Annotated in this window: 13 protein-coding genes; 9 read left to right on the forward strand and 4 right to left on the reverse strand. The window is 61.5% G+C overall.

Annotated features, from left to right (window positions below; genetic code table 11):
• Positions 1-298: 298 nt before the first annotated feature.
• The 4 genes from tssF (at position 299) to O3299_RS03565 (ending at position 8,225) form a co-directional block, all read left to right on the forward strand.
• Positions 299-2,140 carry a type VI secretion system baseplate subunit TssF gene (gene tssF / locus O3299_RS03550; RefSeq protein ID WP_305061521.1) on the forward strand — a complete coding sequence of 614 codons (1,842 nt, stop codon included), beginning with the start codon at positions 299-301 and terminating at the stop codon, positions 2,138-2,140.
• Entirely contained in the window at positions 2,104-3,129 is a 1,026-nt protein-coding gene (gene tssG, locus O3299_RS03555) for a type VI secretion system baseplate subunit TssG (protein ID WP_305061522.1), read from the forward strand. The genes tssF and tssG overlap by 37 nt, the downstream gene beginning before the upstream one ends.
• Positions 3,130-3,208: 79 nt before the next feature.
• On the forward strand, positions 3,209-5,962 hold the full coding sequence (locus O3299_RS03560; protein ID WP_305053207.1) for a type VI secretion system Vgr family protein: 2,754 nt from the start codon (positions 3,209-3,211) through the stop codon (positions 5,960-5,962).
• 40 nt (positions 5,963-6,002) lie between these two features.
• Positions 6,003-8,225 (forward strand): DUF3274 domain-containing protein, encoded by a 2,223-nt coding sequence (locus tag O3299_RS03565; RefSeq protein ID WP_305061523.1) that lies wholly within the window; start codon positions 6,003-6,005, stop codon positions 8,223-8,225.
• Positions 8,226-8,548: 323 nt separating this feature from the next.
• On the opposite strand, the gene O3299_RS03570 is transcribed toward O3299_RS03565, so the two are convergent.
• Positions 8,549-8,707, reverse strand: a complete 159-nt coding sequence (locus O3299_RS03570) for a hypothetical protein (RefSeq protein ID WP_305061524.1) — start codon at positions 8,705-8,707, stop codon at positions 8,549-8,551.
• Positions 8,708-8,746: 39 nt separating this feature from the next.
• Between O3299_RS03570 and O3299_RS03575 the strand changes: the two genes are divergently transcribed.
• Positions 8,747-9,595: a hypothetical protein gene (locus O3299_RS03575; protein WP_305061525.1), complete on the forward strand. Its 849-nt coding sequence runs from the start codon at positions 8,747-8,749 to the stop codon at positions 9,593-9,595.
• A 14-nt stretch (positions 9,596-9,609) separates the two neighbouring features.
• Here the strand turns inward: O3299_RS03575 and O3299_RS03580 are convergent, their stop codons facing one another.
• From O3299_RS03580 to O3299_RS03590, 3 genes are all read right to left on the reverse strand, one after another.
• Positions 9,610-9,897 (reverse strand): barstar family protein, encoded by a 288-nt coding sequence (locus O3299_RS03580; RefSeq protein ID WP_305061526.1) that lies wholly within the window; start codon positions 9,895-9,897, stop codon positions 9,610-9,612.
• On the reverse strand, positions 9,894-10,556 hold the full coding sequence (locus O3299_RS03585; RefSeq protein WP_305061527.1) for a hypothetical protein: 663 nt from the start codon (positions 10,554-10,556) through the stop codon (positions 9,894-9,896). Before O3299_RS03585 ends, O3299_RS03580 begins: the two co-directional genes overlap by 4 nt.
• Before the next feature lie 121 nt (positions 10,557-10,677).
• A complete protein-coding gene (locus O3299_RS03590) occupies positions 10,678-11,121 on the reverse strand; it encodes a hypothetical protein (RefSeq protein WP_305061528.1) in 444 nt (147 codons plus the stop codon).
• Between the two features lie 238 nt (positions 11,122-11,359).
• Here O3299_RS03590 and O3299_RS03595 point away from each other — a divergent pair, with 238 nt between their 5' ends.
• The 4 genes from O3299_RS03595 (at position 11,360) to carB (ending at position 17,436) form a co-directional block, all read left to right on the forward strand.
• Entirely contained in the window at positions 11,360-12,271 is a 912-nt protein-coding gene (locus tag O3299_RS03595; RefSeq protein ID WP_251351223.1) for a patatin-like phospholipase family protein, read from the forward strand.
• Between the two features lie 60 nt (positions 12,272-12,331).
• The gene (locus O3299_RS03600) at positions 12,332-12,739 is read left to right on the forward strand and encodes a heme-binding protein (protein ID WP_034786036.1); all 408 of its coding nucleotides are present in this window, start codon (positions 12,332-12,334) and stop codon (positions 12,737-12,739) included.
• Between the two features lie 295 nt (positions 12,740-13,034).
• Positions 13,035-14,213, forward strand: a complete 1,179-nt coding sequence (gene carA / locus O3299_RS03605) for a glutamine-hydrolyzing carbamoyl-phosphate synthase small subunit (protein ID WP_251351224.1) — start codon at positions 13,035-13,037, stop codon at positions 14,211-14,213.
• The gene (gene carB / locus O3299_RS03610) at positions 14,206-17,436 is read left to right on the forward strand and encodes a carbamoyl-phosphate synthase large subunit (RefSeq protein ID WP_099664494.1); all 3,231 of its coding nucleotides are present in this window, start codon (positions 14,206-14,208) and stop codon (positions 17,434-17,436) included. Before carA ends, carB begins: the two co-directional genes overlap by 8 nt.
• Positions 17,437-17,521 lie beyond the last annotated feature (85 nt).

Below are 17,521 nucleotides of genomic sequence, written 5' to 3' on the forward strand. Positions count from 1 at the left end.
AGGGTTTTTGAAACACGCCGGCGTGTGGCCAGGCGAAGCAATGCGGCAAACTTATGCGCGTGCTAGTAGTAGTCGCGATAGCGACAGCAGGGAAGGGGAGGAATGTTTGAAGGAGGACATGCACTTAATGTACGGGAAATCAGGCGGGGCTGTCAAGCATATTTCAGCAGGGAACGATGCTGCCGCCACGCCGCAGGTCGACTTATTGTTCTTGCGCAATTTACTTTTTTATCATTATTGAATAATGCAGTTTCCGTCTGGCGATATGTGTCGCCCGTCCTGCCTTGGAGCCGCCGGCATGGAATCTTTGCTGAAATACTATGAACTCGAACTGGGCATGCTGCGTACGCATCAGCAGGAATTTGCCGCGCGCTATCCTGGTGTCGCTGCCGCACTGGGTATCGTGGGCAGCAATTGCCAGGACCCCCACATTGAACGCCTGATCGAGGCATATGCCCTGTGCAATGCCCGCACGGCCAAGAAGATCGATGACGCACGCCGTGTCTTCACCGAGTCCATGCTGGAAGTGAATTTCCCACACTACCTGAGGCCGTTTCCAGCGTGTTCGATTGCCCATGTGGACGCCAGTGGGGCGGCGGGCCAGGTGCGTGACGGCATCGATACGTTGCCGCGCGGAACCTTGATGCATGCAGCCCAATATCAGGGTGTCGTCTGCAAGTTTCGCACCGCTTATGATGTGGTGCTGGCACCGCTCCGCCTTGCCGGCGCGCGTTTCATTCCCATCATTGATGTGACTGCGGCGATGCATTTGCCCGCCGACATCGCGACCGCGATCGCCATCGAGATCGTCTCCACGTCGGCCACCGGCACGCTGGAACAATGCACGCTGCCTGCCGTGCGCGTCTTCATCGACGGCACGCCATCGCTCGCCGCCACGTTGCGCGATGCCCTGTTTCTGCATGCCGCGCACGCGTGGGTCGAGGCGGGAGGCGTACAGTTGCCACTGCCGCAAGTGCCGCTGCGTGCCGTCGGTTTCTTGCCGGATGAAGCGCTGCTGCCGCGCAAGCCGGGCTCGCATCGCGCCTATTGCCTGCTGACCGAATACTTTGCCTTCCCTGAGAAATTCCAGTTTTTTGATATCGACCTTGGCTTGATTACGCCACGCTTGCCGCCCGTATGCGAGCGCTGGACCTTGCACCTGGGCTTGCGGGACATCGCTGCCGGCAGCGCTGGCGCACGTTTGCTGCGCTCTGTATCGGCAAGCAATCTGCTGCTTGGCTGCACGCCGGTCATTAACTTGTTCCAGCAGGCGGCAGCACCGATCAGGCTGACGCAAACGCACAGCGAGTATCCCTTGCTCGCCGAACATAAATATGCGCATGCGTATGACATCCATAGTGTCGACGCCGTGCGCCTGGTGCGGCAGGGGGCCAATGCCGGCACGGTCACGCAATGCCAGCCGTTTTATGCCATGCACCATGGGCAGCCTGCCGGGGCGAAGAGCCCTTGCTGGGTGCTGCGGCGCGATGAGGCGCGGGCGCTCGCCCATCCCGGTTACGAAAGCAGCCTGGCGTTTGTCGACAGCGACGAGGACGATACGCATGGGGGCATGGCGACGGTATCGGTCGACCTGACGTGCAGCAATCGCGATTTGCCGGGCGCATTGCCATTCGGTTCGCCCGGCGGCGATCTGCGGCACGAGGGGGCGGCTGGCGCGCTGCCGGTGCGCCTGTTGCGTCAACCGAGTCCGGCGTACCGCTTTAAAGCCGACTTGGCTGCGCAAGCCCGGTTGCTGGCATTGCTGTCATTGAATCATCAATCCTTGCTGGACGATGGCGTGGCGCTGTTTCAGGAAATGCTGACGCTGCATGATTTGCCGGCTTCCCTGATGTCGCAACGGCAAATTCAGGGCATCAAGGCATTGACGCACCGCGCCAGCAGCACCTGGATGCCCGACGCCAGTGGCGGCGTACTGGTGTTTGGCATCGACGTCTTGCTGACAGTGGAGGAAGAAGCCTATATCGGCAGTGGCCTGCATGTCTTTGCGCAAGTGATCGACCATGTGCTGGGCATGTATGTGCATGTGAACAGCTATTGCCGTTTGTTCGTGATTTCGCACAAAAGCGGGAAGGAGTTGCTGCGATGCCTGCCCCGCAATGGCCAGCAAACGCTGGCGTAGTCGCGCTGCTGTCACAGGCGCCGTACCGTTTCGGTTTCTTCCAGACCGTACGCCTGCTCGAACGCTGGCTATGCCGGCAGGGAGCGTGCGCGGAGTCGGCCTTGCACGATGGATTGCGTTTCCATCATAGCGTTGCCCTGGTCTTTCCTGCCTGCGAGATAGAGGCAGTGTGGCATGACAGCGAGCATGGCCGCCTGCACCTGCGGCCCAGTTTCACGGGTTTGCTGGGTGTGAACGGCACCTTGCCCCTGCACTATACGGAGCGGCTGGTGCGCCAGGAGCGGGCGACGGGGAATGCCGGTGCGCGTGCCTTTCTCGACGCCCTGTCGCAACGCGCTCCCGTGCTGTTGTATCAGGCCTGGGCCGGCAGTCGGATTGAGTGCCAGGTCGACGCCAGCGGCCGCCCCGGCTTCCTGTCATTGCAGCTGGCGCTGGCTGGCGCCTGGCCTTCGCGCCTGGCAAGCACCGGCGTATTGCCACCGGAAGCGCTCGCTTACTACGCGGCGGCGCTGCGGCAGCGGCCCGTCAGCGCCGCATGGATGGCCGACGTGCTGGCCGATTATTTCAACGTGCCCTTGCGCATCGAATCGTTCGTCAGCACCTGGCACGTGCGCCCAAGCGATGAGCATTCGCTGCTCAATCGCAGCAATGCGAGCCTGGGGCAGGGGGCCATGCTGGGTGCCCGTTGCCGGCGCAGGGATTTGCGCGTGCGCCTGTGCCTGGGCCCTCTGACGCGGGCACGGTTCGACGATTTTCTTCCTGGAAATTCGGGCGCACTGGCCTTGAAAAGCATGTTGAGCCTGTTTGGCCTGCCTTGCGTGCAATACGACATCCGTCTGATCCTGCGCGCTGCTGATGTGCACGGCAGCACCCTGGCGGCTCGGCAGGGTGCTGCCTGCCTCGGGCAAGCTGCGCGTTTGCTGGCGGGAGCGGCAGGCAGCGACTGCGACGCCATGCACTATGACGTCCGATTTCCCGGTTCCGCTTGACGCGCCGCAATTGGCCGCCGGTAAATAGATGAATACTGATGAGCTTGGGACGATGCGTGTCGGCATGCAGGGAGGTGGAATGGATAGCGCGGAAGAATTCATGCAATTCATGCTGGGGGCGAAGGAGTTGAACTCCAGTAACCGGCCATTGCGCCTGCGGCTGGCGTATGCGGACGGCGTGAACGATGATGTGCTGTTGCCGCAGCAGGTGCATGGCCGTGAAGCCATTTGCGGCAACCTGGAGTACGACATACGTTGCGTTTCGCTCGATGCGCATCTGCCGCTCAAGCAGTTCATCGGCGTGCCGGCGGAGTTGCAGATCGTGACCGACGCAGGGCAGTTGCGCAGCGTGTGCGGCATCGTCGGGCAGGCATCCGCGGGACTGAGCGATGGCGGCCTCGCCACCTACCAGCTGGTGCTGCACGATACGCTGACGTTGATGGAGAAACGCCGCAATACGCGTGTTTTCCGTGGCAAGACGGAGCTGGAGATCGTCGAATTGCTGATTGCCGAATGGCGGCTGGGCAGCACCATCATCGGCGCCACGTTTGCCTGCAAAATCGATCAGGCCTTGGCCGACCGTCGATTCCCGGCCCGTGAATTGACCATGCAGCACAATGAATCCGATGCCGCATTCATCCGGCGCCTGCTGCGGCGGCGCGGCATTTCCTGGGTCATCCAGCCTGGCGCCGCACTGAGCGGGGCATCCGACGCCGTGCCCTCGCACGTCCTGTTGCTGTTCGACGATGCCAGCCGCCTGCCCGAGAATGCGGCGCCGGTGATCCGCTACCACCGCGCGGACGCCACGGAAGAGAGCGATACCATCACGGCCTGGGGCGCCGTGCGCACCTTGCAAGCCGGCAGTGCCGGCTTTCACAGCTGGGACTATGCGGCGCCGCGTAACCGCCAGTTCATGCAGGTGGACGCTGGCGGGATGGCGGATCAGGGAAGCAGCGGCAATAGTTTTGCCGCCAGCCTCGACGATTATCTGGTGGCGACGCCGCACCTGGGCAATGACGCCGAGGATTTTCGACGGCTGGGCTTGCTGGCGATGGCACGCCATGACGTGGAAACCAAGTGCTTTCATGGCGAAGGCGTGGTGCGCACGCTGTGCGCGGGGCAGCAGTTCAGTCTGGCGGGACATCCGGAAATCGACCAGCACCGGCCGGAGGGTCGGCGTTTCCTGGTGACGGCATTGGAGGTGCATGCCAGCAACAATCTGCCGCAAGCGCTGGATGCGCGCATCGCGCGCCTGTTCGCCTCGAATGGCTGGCAGGGGCAAGGAGCGGCCTGGGGAGCGGGCGAGACGGGGCCAGGAACGCCGCGTTATCGCATGCGCTTTCGCTGCGTGCGTTCCAGCGTGGCCCTGGTGCCCGCCTTCGATCCGCAGCGCGATGTGCCCCAGCCGCAACTGCAAAGCGCCATCGTCGTCGGACCCGGCGGCGAAGAAGTGCATTGCGACGAACAAGGGCGCATCAAGGTGCGTTTCCCCGCTACCCGTGCTGCCGATCATGCGCACGCGCAAGGTTCCGGTGCTTCGGATACGGAGCGCGACACGGCCTGGCTGCGCGTCGTCAGCAACTGGGCTGGCGATGGACAGGGCAGCGCGCACCAGTGCGGCACGCTGGCATTGCCGCGCGTCGGCTCGGAAGTGCTGATCGGATTTCTGGCGGGCGATCCCGACCGGCCGATTGTCCTGGGGCAATTGTTCAATACGGTGGCGCCGCCACCGGCGCTCAGCAAGCGGGGCGCGCTGCCGGGCAACCGCTACCTGGCGGGCATGCGCAGCCGCGAAGTGCGCGGCCAGGGCGGCAATCAGCTGCGTTTCGACGATACGCCCCGGCAAATCAGCGCCCAGCTGGCCAGCGATCACGCCGCCACCGAGCTCAACCTGGGATTTCTCGTCGAGCCGCGCGCGGGCGGCGCGGGCCGCCAGCGCGGCGACGGATTCGAGTTGCGCAGCGATCATGGCGGCGCCGTGCGCAGCGGCAAGGCATTGCTGCTGTCGGCCTGGCGCCGGCTCGACGCCGCAGGCGGCCAGCTATCGGCCGAGGAACATGTGGCCCTGATGCAGGAGTGCTTGAACTTGTTCAAATCGCTGGGCGAGTATGCTGGCGCGCACCAGGCGCTGCCGGTCGACGTGGCACCCGCCGCCGCCTTGAAAGAAGCGGTGGCTGGTGCCGAGGCGCCTGCGGCCAGCCTGACGGCGCCTGCGGGGCTGGCGCTGAGCAGTCCCAAGACCATCGTCAGCTATGCCGGCGTGAATGTTGACACGGTGGCGCAGCAGCATGTGCACGTGATCGCCGGCCAGCGCTGCAGCGTACAGGCCGGCGATGGCGTTTCCGTGTTTGCCCACAAGGGCGGCATCGCCCAGATCGCGCACCATGGCAAATTTCTCATGCAGAGCCAGTTTGACGACATGCAGCTCAACGCCGCCAAGGCCCTGCAATTGACGGCGAATACCCGCCTGATCGGCATGGCGCAGGATGAAATCACGTTCATGACGGCCGGGGGCGCCTATCTGAAACTGGCGGGCGGCAGCGTGGAACTGGGCGGCCCCGGTGCGCTGACTATCAAGACTGACGGCCATCACTGGAATGGGCCGGCCAGCAGCAAGGCTGAACTGCCGAGCTTTGATGAGGGCGACCTGGGCCGCATGCCCCAGGTGCTTTCCGGCCTCGACGGCAGTCCCGTCAGCGGCGTCAAGATCGTCGTCGAGCGCGAGGATGGCTCGCAGCACGTAGTCGATGCCGATGGCGAAGGCAAGGGCGCGGCCATCGTGGGCGACAGCCTGGAAAAACTCAAGGTGCGTATTTTCAGGCCGCGCGACTGAGCATGGATCGTGCATTGTCCACCATTCACGGGAGTCCAGCATGAGTGTACATAAGCCCAAGGCCGGTTCCTTGCCCTTCGATGAAAGCAAATACCTGCAGATAGGCGAAAACGATGGCCTGCTGCGCTTCGACCATGACACGCTGCCGATTAGCACGCGCTTGCCCTTGCCGGGGATCATGATTTTCGTGCATGGCGTCAACTCCGATGGCGAGTGGTATGACGAGGCGGAAGCCGGTTTGTGCGCGGGATTGAATGCCCGCCTGCACCGGCGCGTACACGATGCCGGGCGGGGCGCCCAGGAAGGCATCGCCATGACGCCGGCCCGCTATCTGAAGCAGCTGACGCGCGACGGTTTCATCAATCCCCTGATGAAACCAAAGACCTTCATGGAGGGCGACGGCTATTCGCCCGTGATCCGTTTTCGCTGGGGTTACGCAGCCAATGATATCGAGTTGCAGACGTATGGCGACGGCATCTTCCTGAATGAACAGAATTACTGGGGCGGCGGGCCCTTTGCCAATGGCTGCACTTCGCTGCCGGACTTGTGGGGCGAGGGCCTGTCGGACCAGCTATTCCTGTGGATGCAGATCCAGCACATGAATCCCACCAATGACCGGCAAGTGTACGCTTGCCCGCCACGGCCGTATTTCGTGCTGGCCGCCTACCGCCTGGCGCGGTTGATCGAGGCCATCCGGCAAAAGCAGGCCGATGTGCCGATCACCATCGTGTGCCATAGCCAGGGCAATATGGTCAGCATGGCGGCGGCCTTCCTGGGCGAGCGCCTGCCCAAGGTGGCGGACTCCCAAGGCAGGCTATGGCCTTGCATTGCCGATAATTATGTCCTGTGTAATCCACCCTACAGCGTGGTGGAAGACAACATGGCGGAGAACTGGACGTCGTCCAACCTGAAGGCGGCGGACGGCAGCACGGGCCGCCAGACGGCCGCGGCGCGCATCGACACGCTGGCGGCCTTTTTCGCCCTCATCGGCGAGCGGCGCGCCGCACAATGGCCGGCCGGGAAGATCGATCAGGCCATGAGCAGTGCGCACCACCCGTTCAAGGCGCAGCAGGATATCGATGCCTATGGCGTGCGGGGCGCGACCGTGGGCCGCGTGACCCTGTATTGCAATCCGCACGACCAGGTGATTTCGTCCTTGACGGTGCAAGGCATCGGCTGGCGCGGCTTGGCCGGCCCGGTGCTGAACAAGGACGGCCTGCCCAGGAGAGACCGCCAGGGCAAGGTCGACCCTGGCGAAATCGCCAGGGCAGGTGGCGAGGGAATATTTACCCAGCGCGTGTTTGCCGAGGGTTTTCCCGTCGGCGTAAAGGGCGCGTACGACTACTGGGGCGATCATCGTCCTGCCATTGATTTCGGCAGCGACCATTTCTGGAATCCGCCGTCCATGATTTCCACGTATAGCGTGGAAAAGGGGCTGGAGGCGCAAGAAAACTGGCTGTTCCAGATACTCACCGTGGCGTTTGCGCCCATCGCCATCGTGGCCACCACCTTGATGCGCAAGCGTATCAATGCCTCGCCCGACAAGTACTGGAAAATCCCGCTGGAAGCGCCCGACTTGCCGGAGAAGTTCTTCCCGCAGGCGAAGTTGTTTGGCGCGATCTGCCCCAGCTTTGACATGGGCCTGCATCCTCACGGCTGGGAACGCAACAAGGATGCCGCCCATCCGCAGGGCGACCCTTTCCATGGCGAGCGCGAGTTGCCGATACCGCGCGGCGGCCTGCATGGCGAAAAACAGCGCACGGACGCGGCGCGCGGCGATGAAGGCAGCGAAGCGGCCCTGCAATACGAATACCACGCCTCCCTGCGCATGATGGCCAAGCGCGAAGGCAAGGTCCAGAAAGACAAACATGTCACCGAAGAAGACCATCCCGAAACGGCAAGCGCCGAATACACCGCTTGGCGCCACCGGAAAATCCAGGCGGGCCTGGCTGGCAACGTCGGCACCTATGCCGCCGATCACTCCACCATCCTGACCAACAGCGAGCACTCCAGAAAGGCGCTGGCGTATGACGTGGCCGTGGGCTGTTGTCATTTGTTGGAAACGGAGCTGCGGGAATTGAGGACGATGGCGGATTGGCGGTTTCTTAATGATTTTGAGGGAAGCAAGGATATGCTCGTATTTAAGGAGTATCTAAAAAAAGGGAGATTAAAACGGCAGACTGCCTCGGAGTGGATAAAAGAATCCACAGGAGGAGCAATGCCGGAAAAAATTATAGATTCACGCGAAGATGCCAGTAATTAAAATTAGAGGGATTAATAATGGCTAAAAAATTCAGATTTACCTCCATGGTCGCGCTCATGGCCACAATAGGACTATCTTCCTGCGCTGTGCATTCGGGAACTACTACTAATGACGACATGCTAAAAGCAATCGAAGCAGAGAAGCCATTCGTTGCTCAAGTGGTCGGTGTGCAATGGTTAAATCCGCTGCAGCGTCAGGATTATCCAACCGAATGGCAACTGCTATGGACGCTCGGGAAAGTAAAGCCAAATAAAAAAGACGATATGTTAGAACAATATCCTGCTATATTTTCCGAAGTAAGATCTGTTTCGGGGATAGCTTCGTCAAATAATGGAAAGGGCACTTTTTTTAATTTTCATGGTAAATATTTGTTTGAAATGATAGGTAATTTCCACGGTGTGTATTTTTCCAATCCCACCTATTTTTATAACGCCCACGACTTCAAACATAAAAAAGGCTGGAATGAATTGGCGGGTATCCATGTCGAATATGCCGTGCCCGCAGAGCGTTTTGATCCTCTCTTGGCCGGCGCCGCCCTGCGCGAAGAAATCATCGATACTTTTTCCATCGGCAACCCAAGTTTCCCCAACTCCTGGACCAAGTCCACCCCGCCTGACGTGCGTGTGACGGCCGGTGGCGCGCATGCCGGATTTGTTTCCCTGGCGGCCGCGCTCGATTACCTGCAGGCGCATCCGAAGGAAACAGTGTGGGTGATGAGCTGGGATGCGCCCAGTTTTCCGAAAGATGAGCAGATCAATGAAAACATGGTGTTGCTGGTGCTGGCCGGTCCCCACTACAAGACGGAGCGCGATGCGCTGGCGTGGATAGGCTACCCGGCCACGCAGCAGGTCAGCGCCTTTGCTGCGCAGAAGGGCTTGCCGCCGCCGACGGTGCAGGCGTGGCAAGCGACGCTGGCGCAGGCGGCCGTGAATGGACGCAAGACCGATGCCGAGATCGGCTATGTGATCCACGATGCGCACAACGCGCATCCGGCTTCATCGGACCGCATCGCCTACCTGGCGCAAACCTTGACGATGGAATTGCCGGCCTTCGATTTTCTTCAGCAGACCTTCAATACGCCGGCCTTGCTGGGCGAGATGGGCGCCGCCACGGCCTTGACGAACGTGGCGCTGGGCATCGCGCAGGCGAATCACTTCGGCCAGAACGTGCTGGTGGCGGGCACCAGCGACGCCGGCCAGACGACGGGCGTGTTGATCTTGCCCCCGGCCAAGGTGCGGCCCATCGACCCCGTGAAACCGTGGTTCCGTGCGCGCGGCGGCGGCAATGCCTATCTGATGTGGTGGGGCATCCGCTATGCCTGGGCGACGCTGGATGCGGGGCAATTCAATGAGCAGGGTTACTCGAAGTAAAAGATGGTGACATGTCAGGCATAGCGTAGCTGCGCCGCCCCGTCCGGCGCATCTTGCGCCATGCGCGCCAGGATGCGCTGCAGGATGGCCGCTTCGTCGGGCAGGCGCGCGGCGAAGGCTGGCCAGCCGCGCAGCTCCAGTTGTTGCGGCATGTCCACCAGGCCCGTGATGGCATCCTGGAAAGCATCCCAGTTCATGCCATAGAAGGAAGGAAAACCCAGTGCGGCGGCCAGCGCCGCGTGCAGCTGGCGCGGCGAGTTGATATCGCTCAAGTCGACCGACACAAGGGTTGGTCTCTTCACACTATTCCCTTGAGCAAGTTCTGCAGGTTTGCACGCATGCCGGCGACCACCGTTTCGTGCCGTTCCAGGATAGCGGACGCATCCTGGAATGGCGCCGGGTCCAGATACAGGCGCGGCAAGTCGGCCACGGCCACGCCGCGCGGGCCGCCGCGCAGGATGTCGTCCGCATGCTGCTGGATCGAGTTGACGGCCGCCTGGATGCGCGGCGTCGCCGAGGCGGCCAGGCAGGCGGCCAGCGCGGCGTCGAGTTCGGCGCGCGTAGGTGCCTGCGGCAGCACGGGGGCGGCGATCTGTTCCAGCGGCGACATGTTGACGGCCGGCTTGCGGTAGGCGAGCAAGGTGTCGAGCGCCATCAGCCGGTGCGGGCCGCCGCGCTGCAGCCAGTCCAGGATGCGTGGCCACGGCGTGTCCAGCAGCGCCGCCGCCACGCCCCATTGTCCCGCCACGGGCGAGCCCACATTGGCGTCGATCCAGGCGAGGGCGGCCGGATTGCCCGTGTAAGCCAGCAAGGTGGCGTTCGACGAGCGCAGCGCAGGCGCCTGCGTGACGAGGATGGCGGTCAGCCAGGCGAGGGCGCCGTCGGGCGGCTGCTGCGATAGCTGTTGGGCAAACGGGTCGCTCAGGGCGCGGCTGTCGGAAAATTGATATGCGTCGGACATGTTCTGTGATTCGGCGAGTGAGAAGAGTTTATATAGGTTGACTGCCTGCCTGGCCAGGGGCAGGGTTGCGCAAGCAGGGTTGAGCAATACACCGGACGCTGCGACGCCGGAGGGTTGGCTGCTACGGCGCCGATTTTTGGCAGCGTGCGGAAAAGTGCATGGTGGCGCTGTTTTCAAACGGGGAATTGATCTCGCCCTTTACTTCCTTCAATTTGCCGCTAAAGCGCATGGTCAGAGGGCCGCTGGCCGGTCCCGCGTCATACGTGCACGCCAGGTTGTCGCCGCTTTGCCGGCAGTCGTAGAAGTTGCTCGCCTTGCCGCGCTCGTCAACCATGAGGGTGCCTTGCGCCCCGTGCTGGTCGGGGGCGTCAAAGCTGAGCGCTATCGTGTGCTCCCCCGGATCCATGGGCATCTGCAAGTTCCCCGTGCAGGTAAAGCCCGCCATTTTCTCCGCGATGTTATTGGCGCCCTGCGTCGCCGCGACGGCGTTGGCGCCTGCCGCGCCCAGCAGGGCGGCAACGAGCAGGCATGGATGGGCGATGAGGCGTAACAGGTCTGTTTTCATAAGCCGATCAATATAGGTTGGCTTGCGGCGCCAGGCTGGTGCGCGCAATTGATTATATTAAAAACAACATTAATGATGCGGTAAGCCAGGCGCCAGTCTAGCAGCCGCAGTGGCGCGCACGATTCGGAATCTTGTTATTTATTAACATTTAAGGCGGCCTTCAGTGCGGGCGGCCCCGCTTGCGCTACAATCGGCTCTCCTTTGTTGCCACTGCCGCGCGCGGTTCTCATTCTCCACCATGTTCCCTAAACGCCTGACCCTGCTTGCCCTGGCCGCCTTTGCGCTGGCCGGCTGCGAAACCACCGCCCCGAAACCCGTCCAGGTATTGACGCCACCCGAACCCATCGTCGTCACGCCGCGCAAGATCAAGATCGGCCTGGCCCTGGGCGGCGGCGCGGCGCGCGGTTTCGCGCACATCGGCGTGATCAAGGCGCTCGAATCGCAGGGCATCAACGCGGACATCGTCACGGGCACCAGCGCCGGCAGCGTGGTGGGCGCCATGTATGCGGCGGGCAATTCCGGCTTCGCCTTGCAAAAGATGGCGTTCGACATGGATGAGGCGGCCATTTCCGACTGGGCCTTGCCCCTGTTCGGCAAGTCGTCCGGCGTGCTGAAAGGCGAAGCGCTGCAAAGCTATGTCAACAAGGCCGTGGGCGGCGTGCCGCTGGAAAAACTGAAAATTCCGTTTGGCGTGGTGGCGACCGACCTGAAAAATGGCCAGCCGATCCTGTTCCAGCGTGGCAACACCGGCATGGCCGTGCGCGCCTCGTCGGCCGTGCCCGGCGTGTTCCAGCCCGTGACGATCGCGGGCCACACCTATGTCGATGGCGGCCTCGTCGCTCCCGTGCCCGTGCGCTTCGCGCGCGACATGGGCGCCGATTTCATCATCGCCGTGAATATTTCGTCGCAAACGGATACGCAAAAGGCCATCAGCTCGATGGAAGTGCTGATGCAGACCTTCGCCATCATGGGCCAGCGCATCAACCAGTTCGAGCTCAAGGATGCGGACGTGGTGATCCAGCCCAGCCTGGGCACCATGAAGGGCAACGATTTCAACAGCCGCAACCAGGCGATCCTGGCGGGCGAGCAGGCGACGTTTGCCGTGATGGCGCAGCTCAAGCAAAAGCTGAAAGCCAAGCGCGAGCAGTAAGTCGTTATTCTGGCCCCGCATTTCGTATACAATTTTGATTCAACATAACAAGGATGCACCATGCAATCGAAACCGATTTTGACCCTGGACGACGTAAAGAAAATCGCTGCCGCCGCCGAAGCGGAAGCGGTCAAGAATAACTGGGCGGTCACGATCGCCATCGTCGACGACGGCGGCCACCTGCTGTGGCTGCAGCGCATGGATGGCGTGGCGCCGATCTCGTCGCACATCGCTCCATCGAAAGCCAAGACGGCTGCGCTGGGCCGCCGCGAATCGCGCATCTATGAAGAGATGATCAACGGCGGCCGCGTCTCGTTCCTGAGCGCGCCGGAAATCGACGGCTTGCTGGAAGGCGGCGTGCCCATCGTGTTCGACGGCCACTACGTGGGCGCCGTCGGCGTCTCGGGCGTCAAGTCCGCCGAGGACGCGCAAATCGCGAAAGCGGGCATTGCGGCCCTGACGGCCTAAGTAGTAGCCGCAATTGCAGAATGAGCCGCCCCGCGCAAGCCGGGCGGCTTTTTTCATGGGGCGGGGGATTTATGCTGCTGCGCAAAAAAATGCCGCCGATTCCGAGTTTTCTTCCTTGTGGAAAAGCTTCCTTTTGGTTATAATTCAAAGGTTTAGCCAATCACACATATACCGTAGCGACTACCCATCCCCTCATTCAAAATGACCGTTGAAACACCCTGAGTGCATCTGGCTCGGGTATCTAGGCGGTCGGTCTGACGTGGCGCAGCTACGGTAACTTTATCAGGAGTTGCCCTTGCCGCCATTTTTTTCTGGCCCTGCCGTTCCAGCCATATTAGCGCTTGCTGATGGAACGATCTTTAAAGGTTTTTCGATCGGTGCCGCCGGTCATACCACGGGCGAGGTTGTTTTCAACACCTCGATGACCGGGTATCAGGAAATCCTTACCGACCCAAGCTATTGCCGCCAGATGGTCACCCTGACCTATCCGCATATCGGCAATACGGGCGTCAATCCGGAAGACGTCGAATCTTCCAAGGTTCACGCCGCTGGCCTCATCATCCGCGATCTGCCATTGCTGGCATCCAGTTTCCGTTCCACCCTCTCCCTGTCCGATTATCTGAAAGCTGAAAATATCGTCGCCATCGCCGGCATCGATACACGCAAGCTCACGCGCATCCTGCGTGAAAAAGGTGCGCAGGGCGGCGCCATCCTCGTCGGTACGCAAGGCAACGAGCCATCCGCCGCGCAAGCGCTGGAACTGGCCCGTTCCTTCCCCGGCCTGGCCGGCATGGACCTGGCCAAGGTCGTGTCCAGCAAGGATGCCTACGAGTACCGCGAAACGGAATGGACCCTGGGCGAAGGCTATGGCCAGTTGGCCGACGCGGACGCGAAATACCACGTGGTCGCCTTCGACTACGGCGTCAAGCGCAATATCCTGCGCATGCTGACGGCGCGCGGCTGCAAAGTCACCGTGCTGCCCGCGCAAGCGACGGCTGCCGACGCCCTGGCGCTCAATCCGGACGGCATCTTCCTGTCGAACGGCCCCGGCGACCCGGAACCGTGCGACTACGCGATTGCGGCGACGAAAGAGCTGATCGAGAAGGGCATCCCGACCTTCGGCATCTGCCTCGGCCACCAGATCATGGCGATCGCTTCCGGCGCGAAAACGCTGAAGATGAAGTTCGGCCACCACGGCGCCAACCACCCGGTGCAAGACCTGGAAACGAAACAGGTCTTGATTACCTCGCAAAACCACGGTTTCGCAGTCGACGCGGCAACCTTGCCCGCGAATTGCCGCGTGACCCATGAATCGCTGTTCGACGGTTCCCTGCAGGGCTTTGCCCGCACGGACAAGCCGGCCTTCTGCTTCCAGGGCCACCCTGAAGCGTCGCCGGGCCCGATGGATGTTGCTTACCTGTTTGACCGCTTCATCAACTTGATGGCTGCGGAGGAGAAAAAGAAAAATGCCTAAACGTTTAGATATCAAAAGTATTCTGATTATTGGCGCTGGCCCGATCGTGATCGGCCAGGCCTGCGAATTCGATTATTCCGGCGCGCAAGCGTGCAAGGCCCTGCGCGAAGAGGGCTACAAAGTCATCCTGGTCAACAGCAATCCTGCGACCATCATGACCGATCCGGAAATGGCCGACGTGACCTATATCGAACCGATCACCTGGTCGGTCGTTGAACGCATCATCGCCAAGGAGCGTCCTGACGCCATCCTGCCGACGATGGGCGGTCAGACGGCGCTGAACTGCGCGCTGGACCTGTTCAACAATGGCGTGCTGGCAAAATACAACGTCGAGCTGATCGGCGCGTCGCCGGAAGCCATCGACAAGGCCGAAGACCGTTCCAAGTTCAAGGACGCGATGACCAAGATCGGCCTCGGTTCGGCCCGTTCCGGCGTGGCGCACTCGATGGAAGAATCGTGGGCCGTGCAGCGCACCCTGGGCTTCCCGACCATCATCCGTCCATCGTTCACCATGGGCGGTTCCGGCGGCGGCATCGCCTACAACGAAGAAGAATTCGAAACCATCTGCAAGCGCGGCCTGGAAGCTTCGCCGACGAAAGAGTTGCTGATCGAAGAATCGTTGCTGGGCTGGAAAGAGTACGAGATGGAAGTGGTGCGCGACAAGGCGGACAACTGCATCATCATCTGCTCGATCGAAAACCTCGACCCGATGGGCGTGCACACGGGCGACTCCATCACGGTGGCGCCTGCGCAAACCCTGACGGACAAGGAATACCAGATCATGCGCAATGCCAGTCTGGCAGTGCTGCGCGAGATCGGCGTCGACACGGGTGGCTCGAACGTGCAATTTTCGATCAACCCCGTCGATGGCCGCATGATCGTCATCGAGATGAACCCGCGCGTATCGCGTTCGTCGGCCCTGGCATCGAAAGCGACGGGTTTCCCGATCGCCAAGATCGCCGCCAAGCTGGCCGTCGGTTTCACCCTGGACGAGCTGCGCAATGAAATCACGGGCGGCGCCACGCCGGCATCGTTCGAACCGTCGATCGATTACGTCGTCACCAAGATTCCCCGTTTCACGTTCGAGAAATTCCCGACCGCCGACCACCACCTGACGACGCAGATGAAATCCGTCGGCGAAGTGATGGCCATCGGCCGTACCTTCCAGGAATCGTTCCAGAAAGCCTTGCGCGGCCTGGAAGTGGGCGTGGACGGCATGAATGAAAAGACCAAGGACCGCGAAAAGATCGAAGAAGAACTGGGCGAGCCTGGTCCTGAGCGCATCTGGTACGTGGGCGATGCGTTTGCCCAGGGTTTCACTTTGGAAGAAGTGCACAACCTGACCAAGATCGACCCATGGTTCTTGATCCAGATCAAGGAGATCGTCGACCTGGAACTGTGGCTGGACACGCAGAAGCTGGAAAACCTGGACAAGAACACCCTGTACAAGTTGAAACAGAAGGGCTTCTCGGACCGCCGCCTGGGCTTCCTGCTGCAGACGACCGACACGGCCGTGCGCCAGCAGCGCCATGCGCTGAATATCCGTCCCGTCTACAAGCGCGTCGACACGTGCGCGGCCGAGTTCTCGACCGACACGGCGTACATGTATTCCACGTACGACGAAGAGTGCGAATCGAATCCGACCGACAAGAAAAAGATCATGGTGCTGGGCGGTGGCCCGAACCGTATCGGCCAGGGTATCGAGTTTGACTATTGCTGCGTCCACGCGGCCCTCGCCATGCGCGAAGACGGCTACGAAACCATCATGGTCAATTGCAACCCAGAAACGGTTTCGACCGACTACGATACCTCGGACCGCCTGTACTTCGAATCCTTGACGCTGGAAGACGTGCTGGAAATCGTCGCCATCGAAAAACCGGTGGGCGTGATCGTGCAGTACGGCGGCCAGACCCCGCTGAAACTGGCGCTGGACCTGGAAGCGAATGGCGTGCCCATCATCGGCACCTCGCCCGACATGATCGATGCGGCCGAAGACCGCGAACGTTTCCAGCAAATGCTGCACAAGCTGGAACTGCGCCAGCCGCCTAACCGCACCGCGCGCACGGAAGCCGACGCTTTGGCGCTGGCGCAGGAAATCGGTTACCCGCTGGTCGTGCGTCCATCGTACGTGCTGGGCGGCCGCGCCATGGAAATCGTCCACGAGCAACGCGACCTCGAGCGCTACATGCGCGAAGCCGTCAAGGTGTCGCACGATTCGCCGGTGCTGCTGGACCGCTTCCTGAACGACGCCATCGAGTGCGACGTCGATTGCATCTCCGACGGCGAAACGACGTTCATCGGCGGCGTGATGGAACACATCGAACAGGCTGGCGTCCACTCGGGCGACTCGGCTTGCTCGCTGCCGCCATACTCGTTGGCACCGGAAACCATTGAAGAACTGAAACGCCAGACGGCGCTGATGGCCAAGGGTTTGAACGTGGTCGGCCTGATGAATGTGCAGTTCGCGATCCAGAAACAAGAGATCGATGGCCAGCTGAAAGACGTCGTCTTCGTGCTGGAAGTCAATCCACGCGCCTCGCGCACCGTGCCTTTCGTCTCGAAAGCCACCGGTCTGCAACTGGCGAAGATCGCCGCGCGCTGCATGGTGGGCCAGTCGCTGGCGTCGCAAGGCATCACGCAGGAAGTCGTGCCGCCATACTTCAGCGTCAAGGAAGCCGTGTTCCCGTTCGTCAAGTTCCCTGGCGTGGACACCATCCTGGGCCCTGAAATGAAATCGACGGGCGAAGTCATGGGCGTGGGCCTGACGTTCGGCGAAGCGTTTGTGAAATCGCAACTCGGTGCCGGCGTGAACCTGCCAAAATCGGGCAAGGTCTTCATCAGCGTGAAAGCGTCGGACAAGCCGCGCGCCGTGCAAGTGGCGCGTGACCTGGTCGAGTCCGGTTTCACCGTGGTCGCCACCAAGGGTACCGCCGCCGTGATCGCTGCTGCCGGCATCGCCGTCACGCCAGTGAACAAGGTGATCGAAGGCCGTCCGCACGTGGTCGACATGATCAAGAACCATGAAATCGTGCTGGTGATCAACACCGTGGAAGAAAAGCGCAGCGCCATCGTCGATTCGCGGGCCATCCGCACGTCGGCCCTGGCGTCGCGCGTGACGACCTACACCACCATCGCGGGCGCGGAAGCGGCCGTCGAAGGCATCCGCCACCTGGATGAGCTGCGTGTGTACGATTTGCAAGGTCTGCACAAGACCTTGAACTAAGTGCGTTTGCAGTGGCCGCCGTTAGGCGGTACACTGCATGCTTATCAACCACAGAGTTCCGTGCAGAGCAGCGCGCGGCCTCTGT

Source organism: Janthinobacterium sp. SUN176, assembly GCF_030587335.1.
Classification (GTDB): domain Bacteria; phylum Pseudomonadota; class Gammaproteobacteria; order Burkholderiales; family Burkholderiaceae_D; genus Janthinobacterium; species Janthinobacterium kumbetense.

Coding starts and splice junctions, on each gene's coding strand:
- tssF (WP_305061521.1), top strand. CDS start 299: ATGGAATCTTTGCTGAAATACTATGAACTCGAACTGGGCATGCTGCGT.
- tssG (WP_305061522.1), top strand. CDS start 2,104: ATGCCTGCCCCGCAATGGCCAGCAAACGCTGGCGTAGTCGCGCTGCTG.
- O3299_RS03560 (WP_305053207.1), top strand. CDS start 3,209: ATGGATAGCGCGGAAGAATTCATGCAATTCATGCTGGGGGCGAAGGAG.
- O3299_RS03565 (WP_305061523.1), top strand. CDS start 6,003: ATGAGTGTACATAAGCCCAAGGCCGGTTCCTTGCCCTTCGATGAAAGC.
- O3299_RS03570 (WP_305061524.1), bottom strand. CDS start 8,707: ATGGATACCCGCCAATTCATTCCAGCCTTTTTTATGTTTGAAGTCGTG.
- O3299_RS03585 (WP_305061527.1), bottom strand. CDS start 10,556: ATGTCCGACGCATATCAATTTTCCGACAGCCGCGCCCTGAGCGACCCG.
- O3299_RS03590 (WP_305061528.1), bottom strand. CDS start 11,121: ATGAAAACAGACCTGTTACGCCTCATCGCCCATCCATGCCTGCTCGTT.
- O3299_RS03595 (WP_251351223.1), top strand. CDS start 11,360: ATGTTCCCTAAACGCCTGACCCTGCTTGCCCTGGCCGCCTTTGCGCTG.
- O3299_RS03600 (WP_034786036.1), top strand. CDS start 12,332: ATGCAATCGAAACCGATTTTGACCCTGGACGACGTAAAGAAAATCGCT.
- carB (WP_099664494.1), top strand. CDS start 14,206: ATGCCTAAACGTTTAGATATCAAAAGTATTCTGATTATTGGCGCTGGC.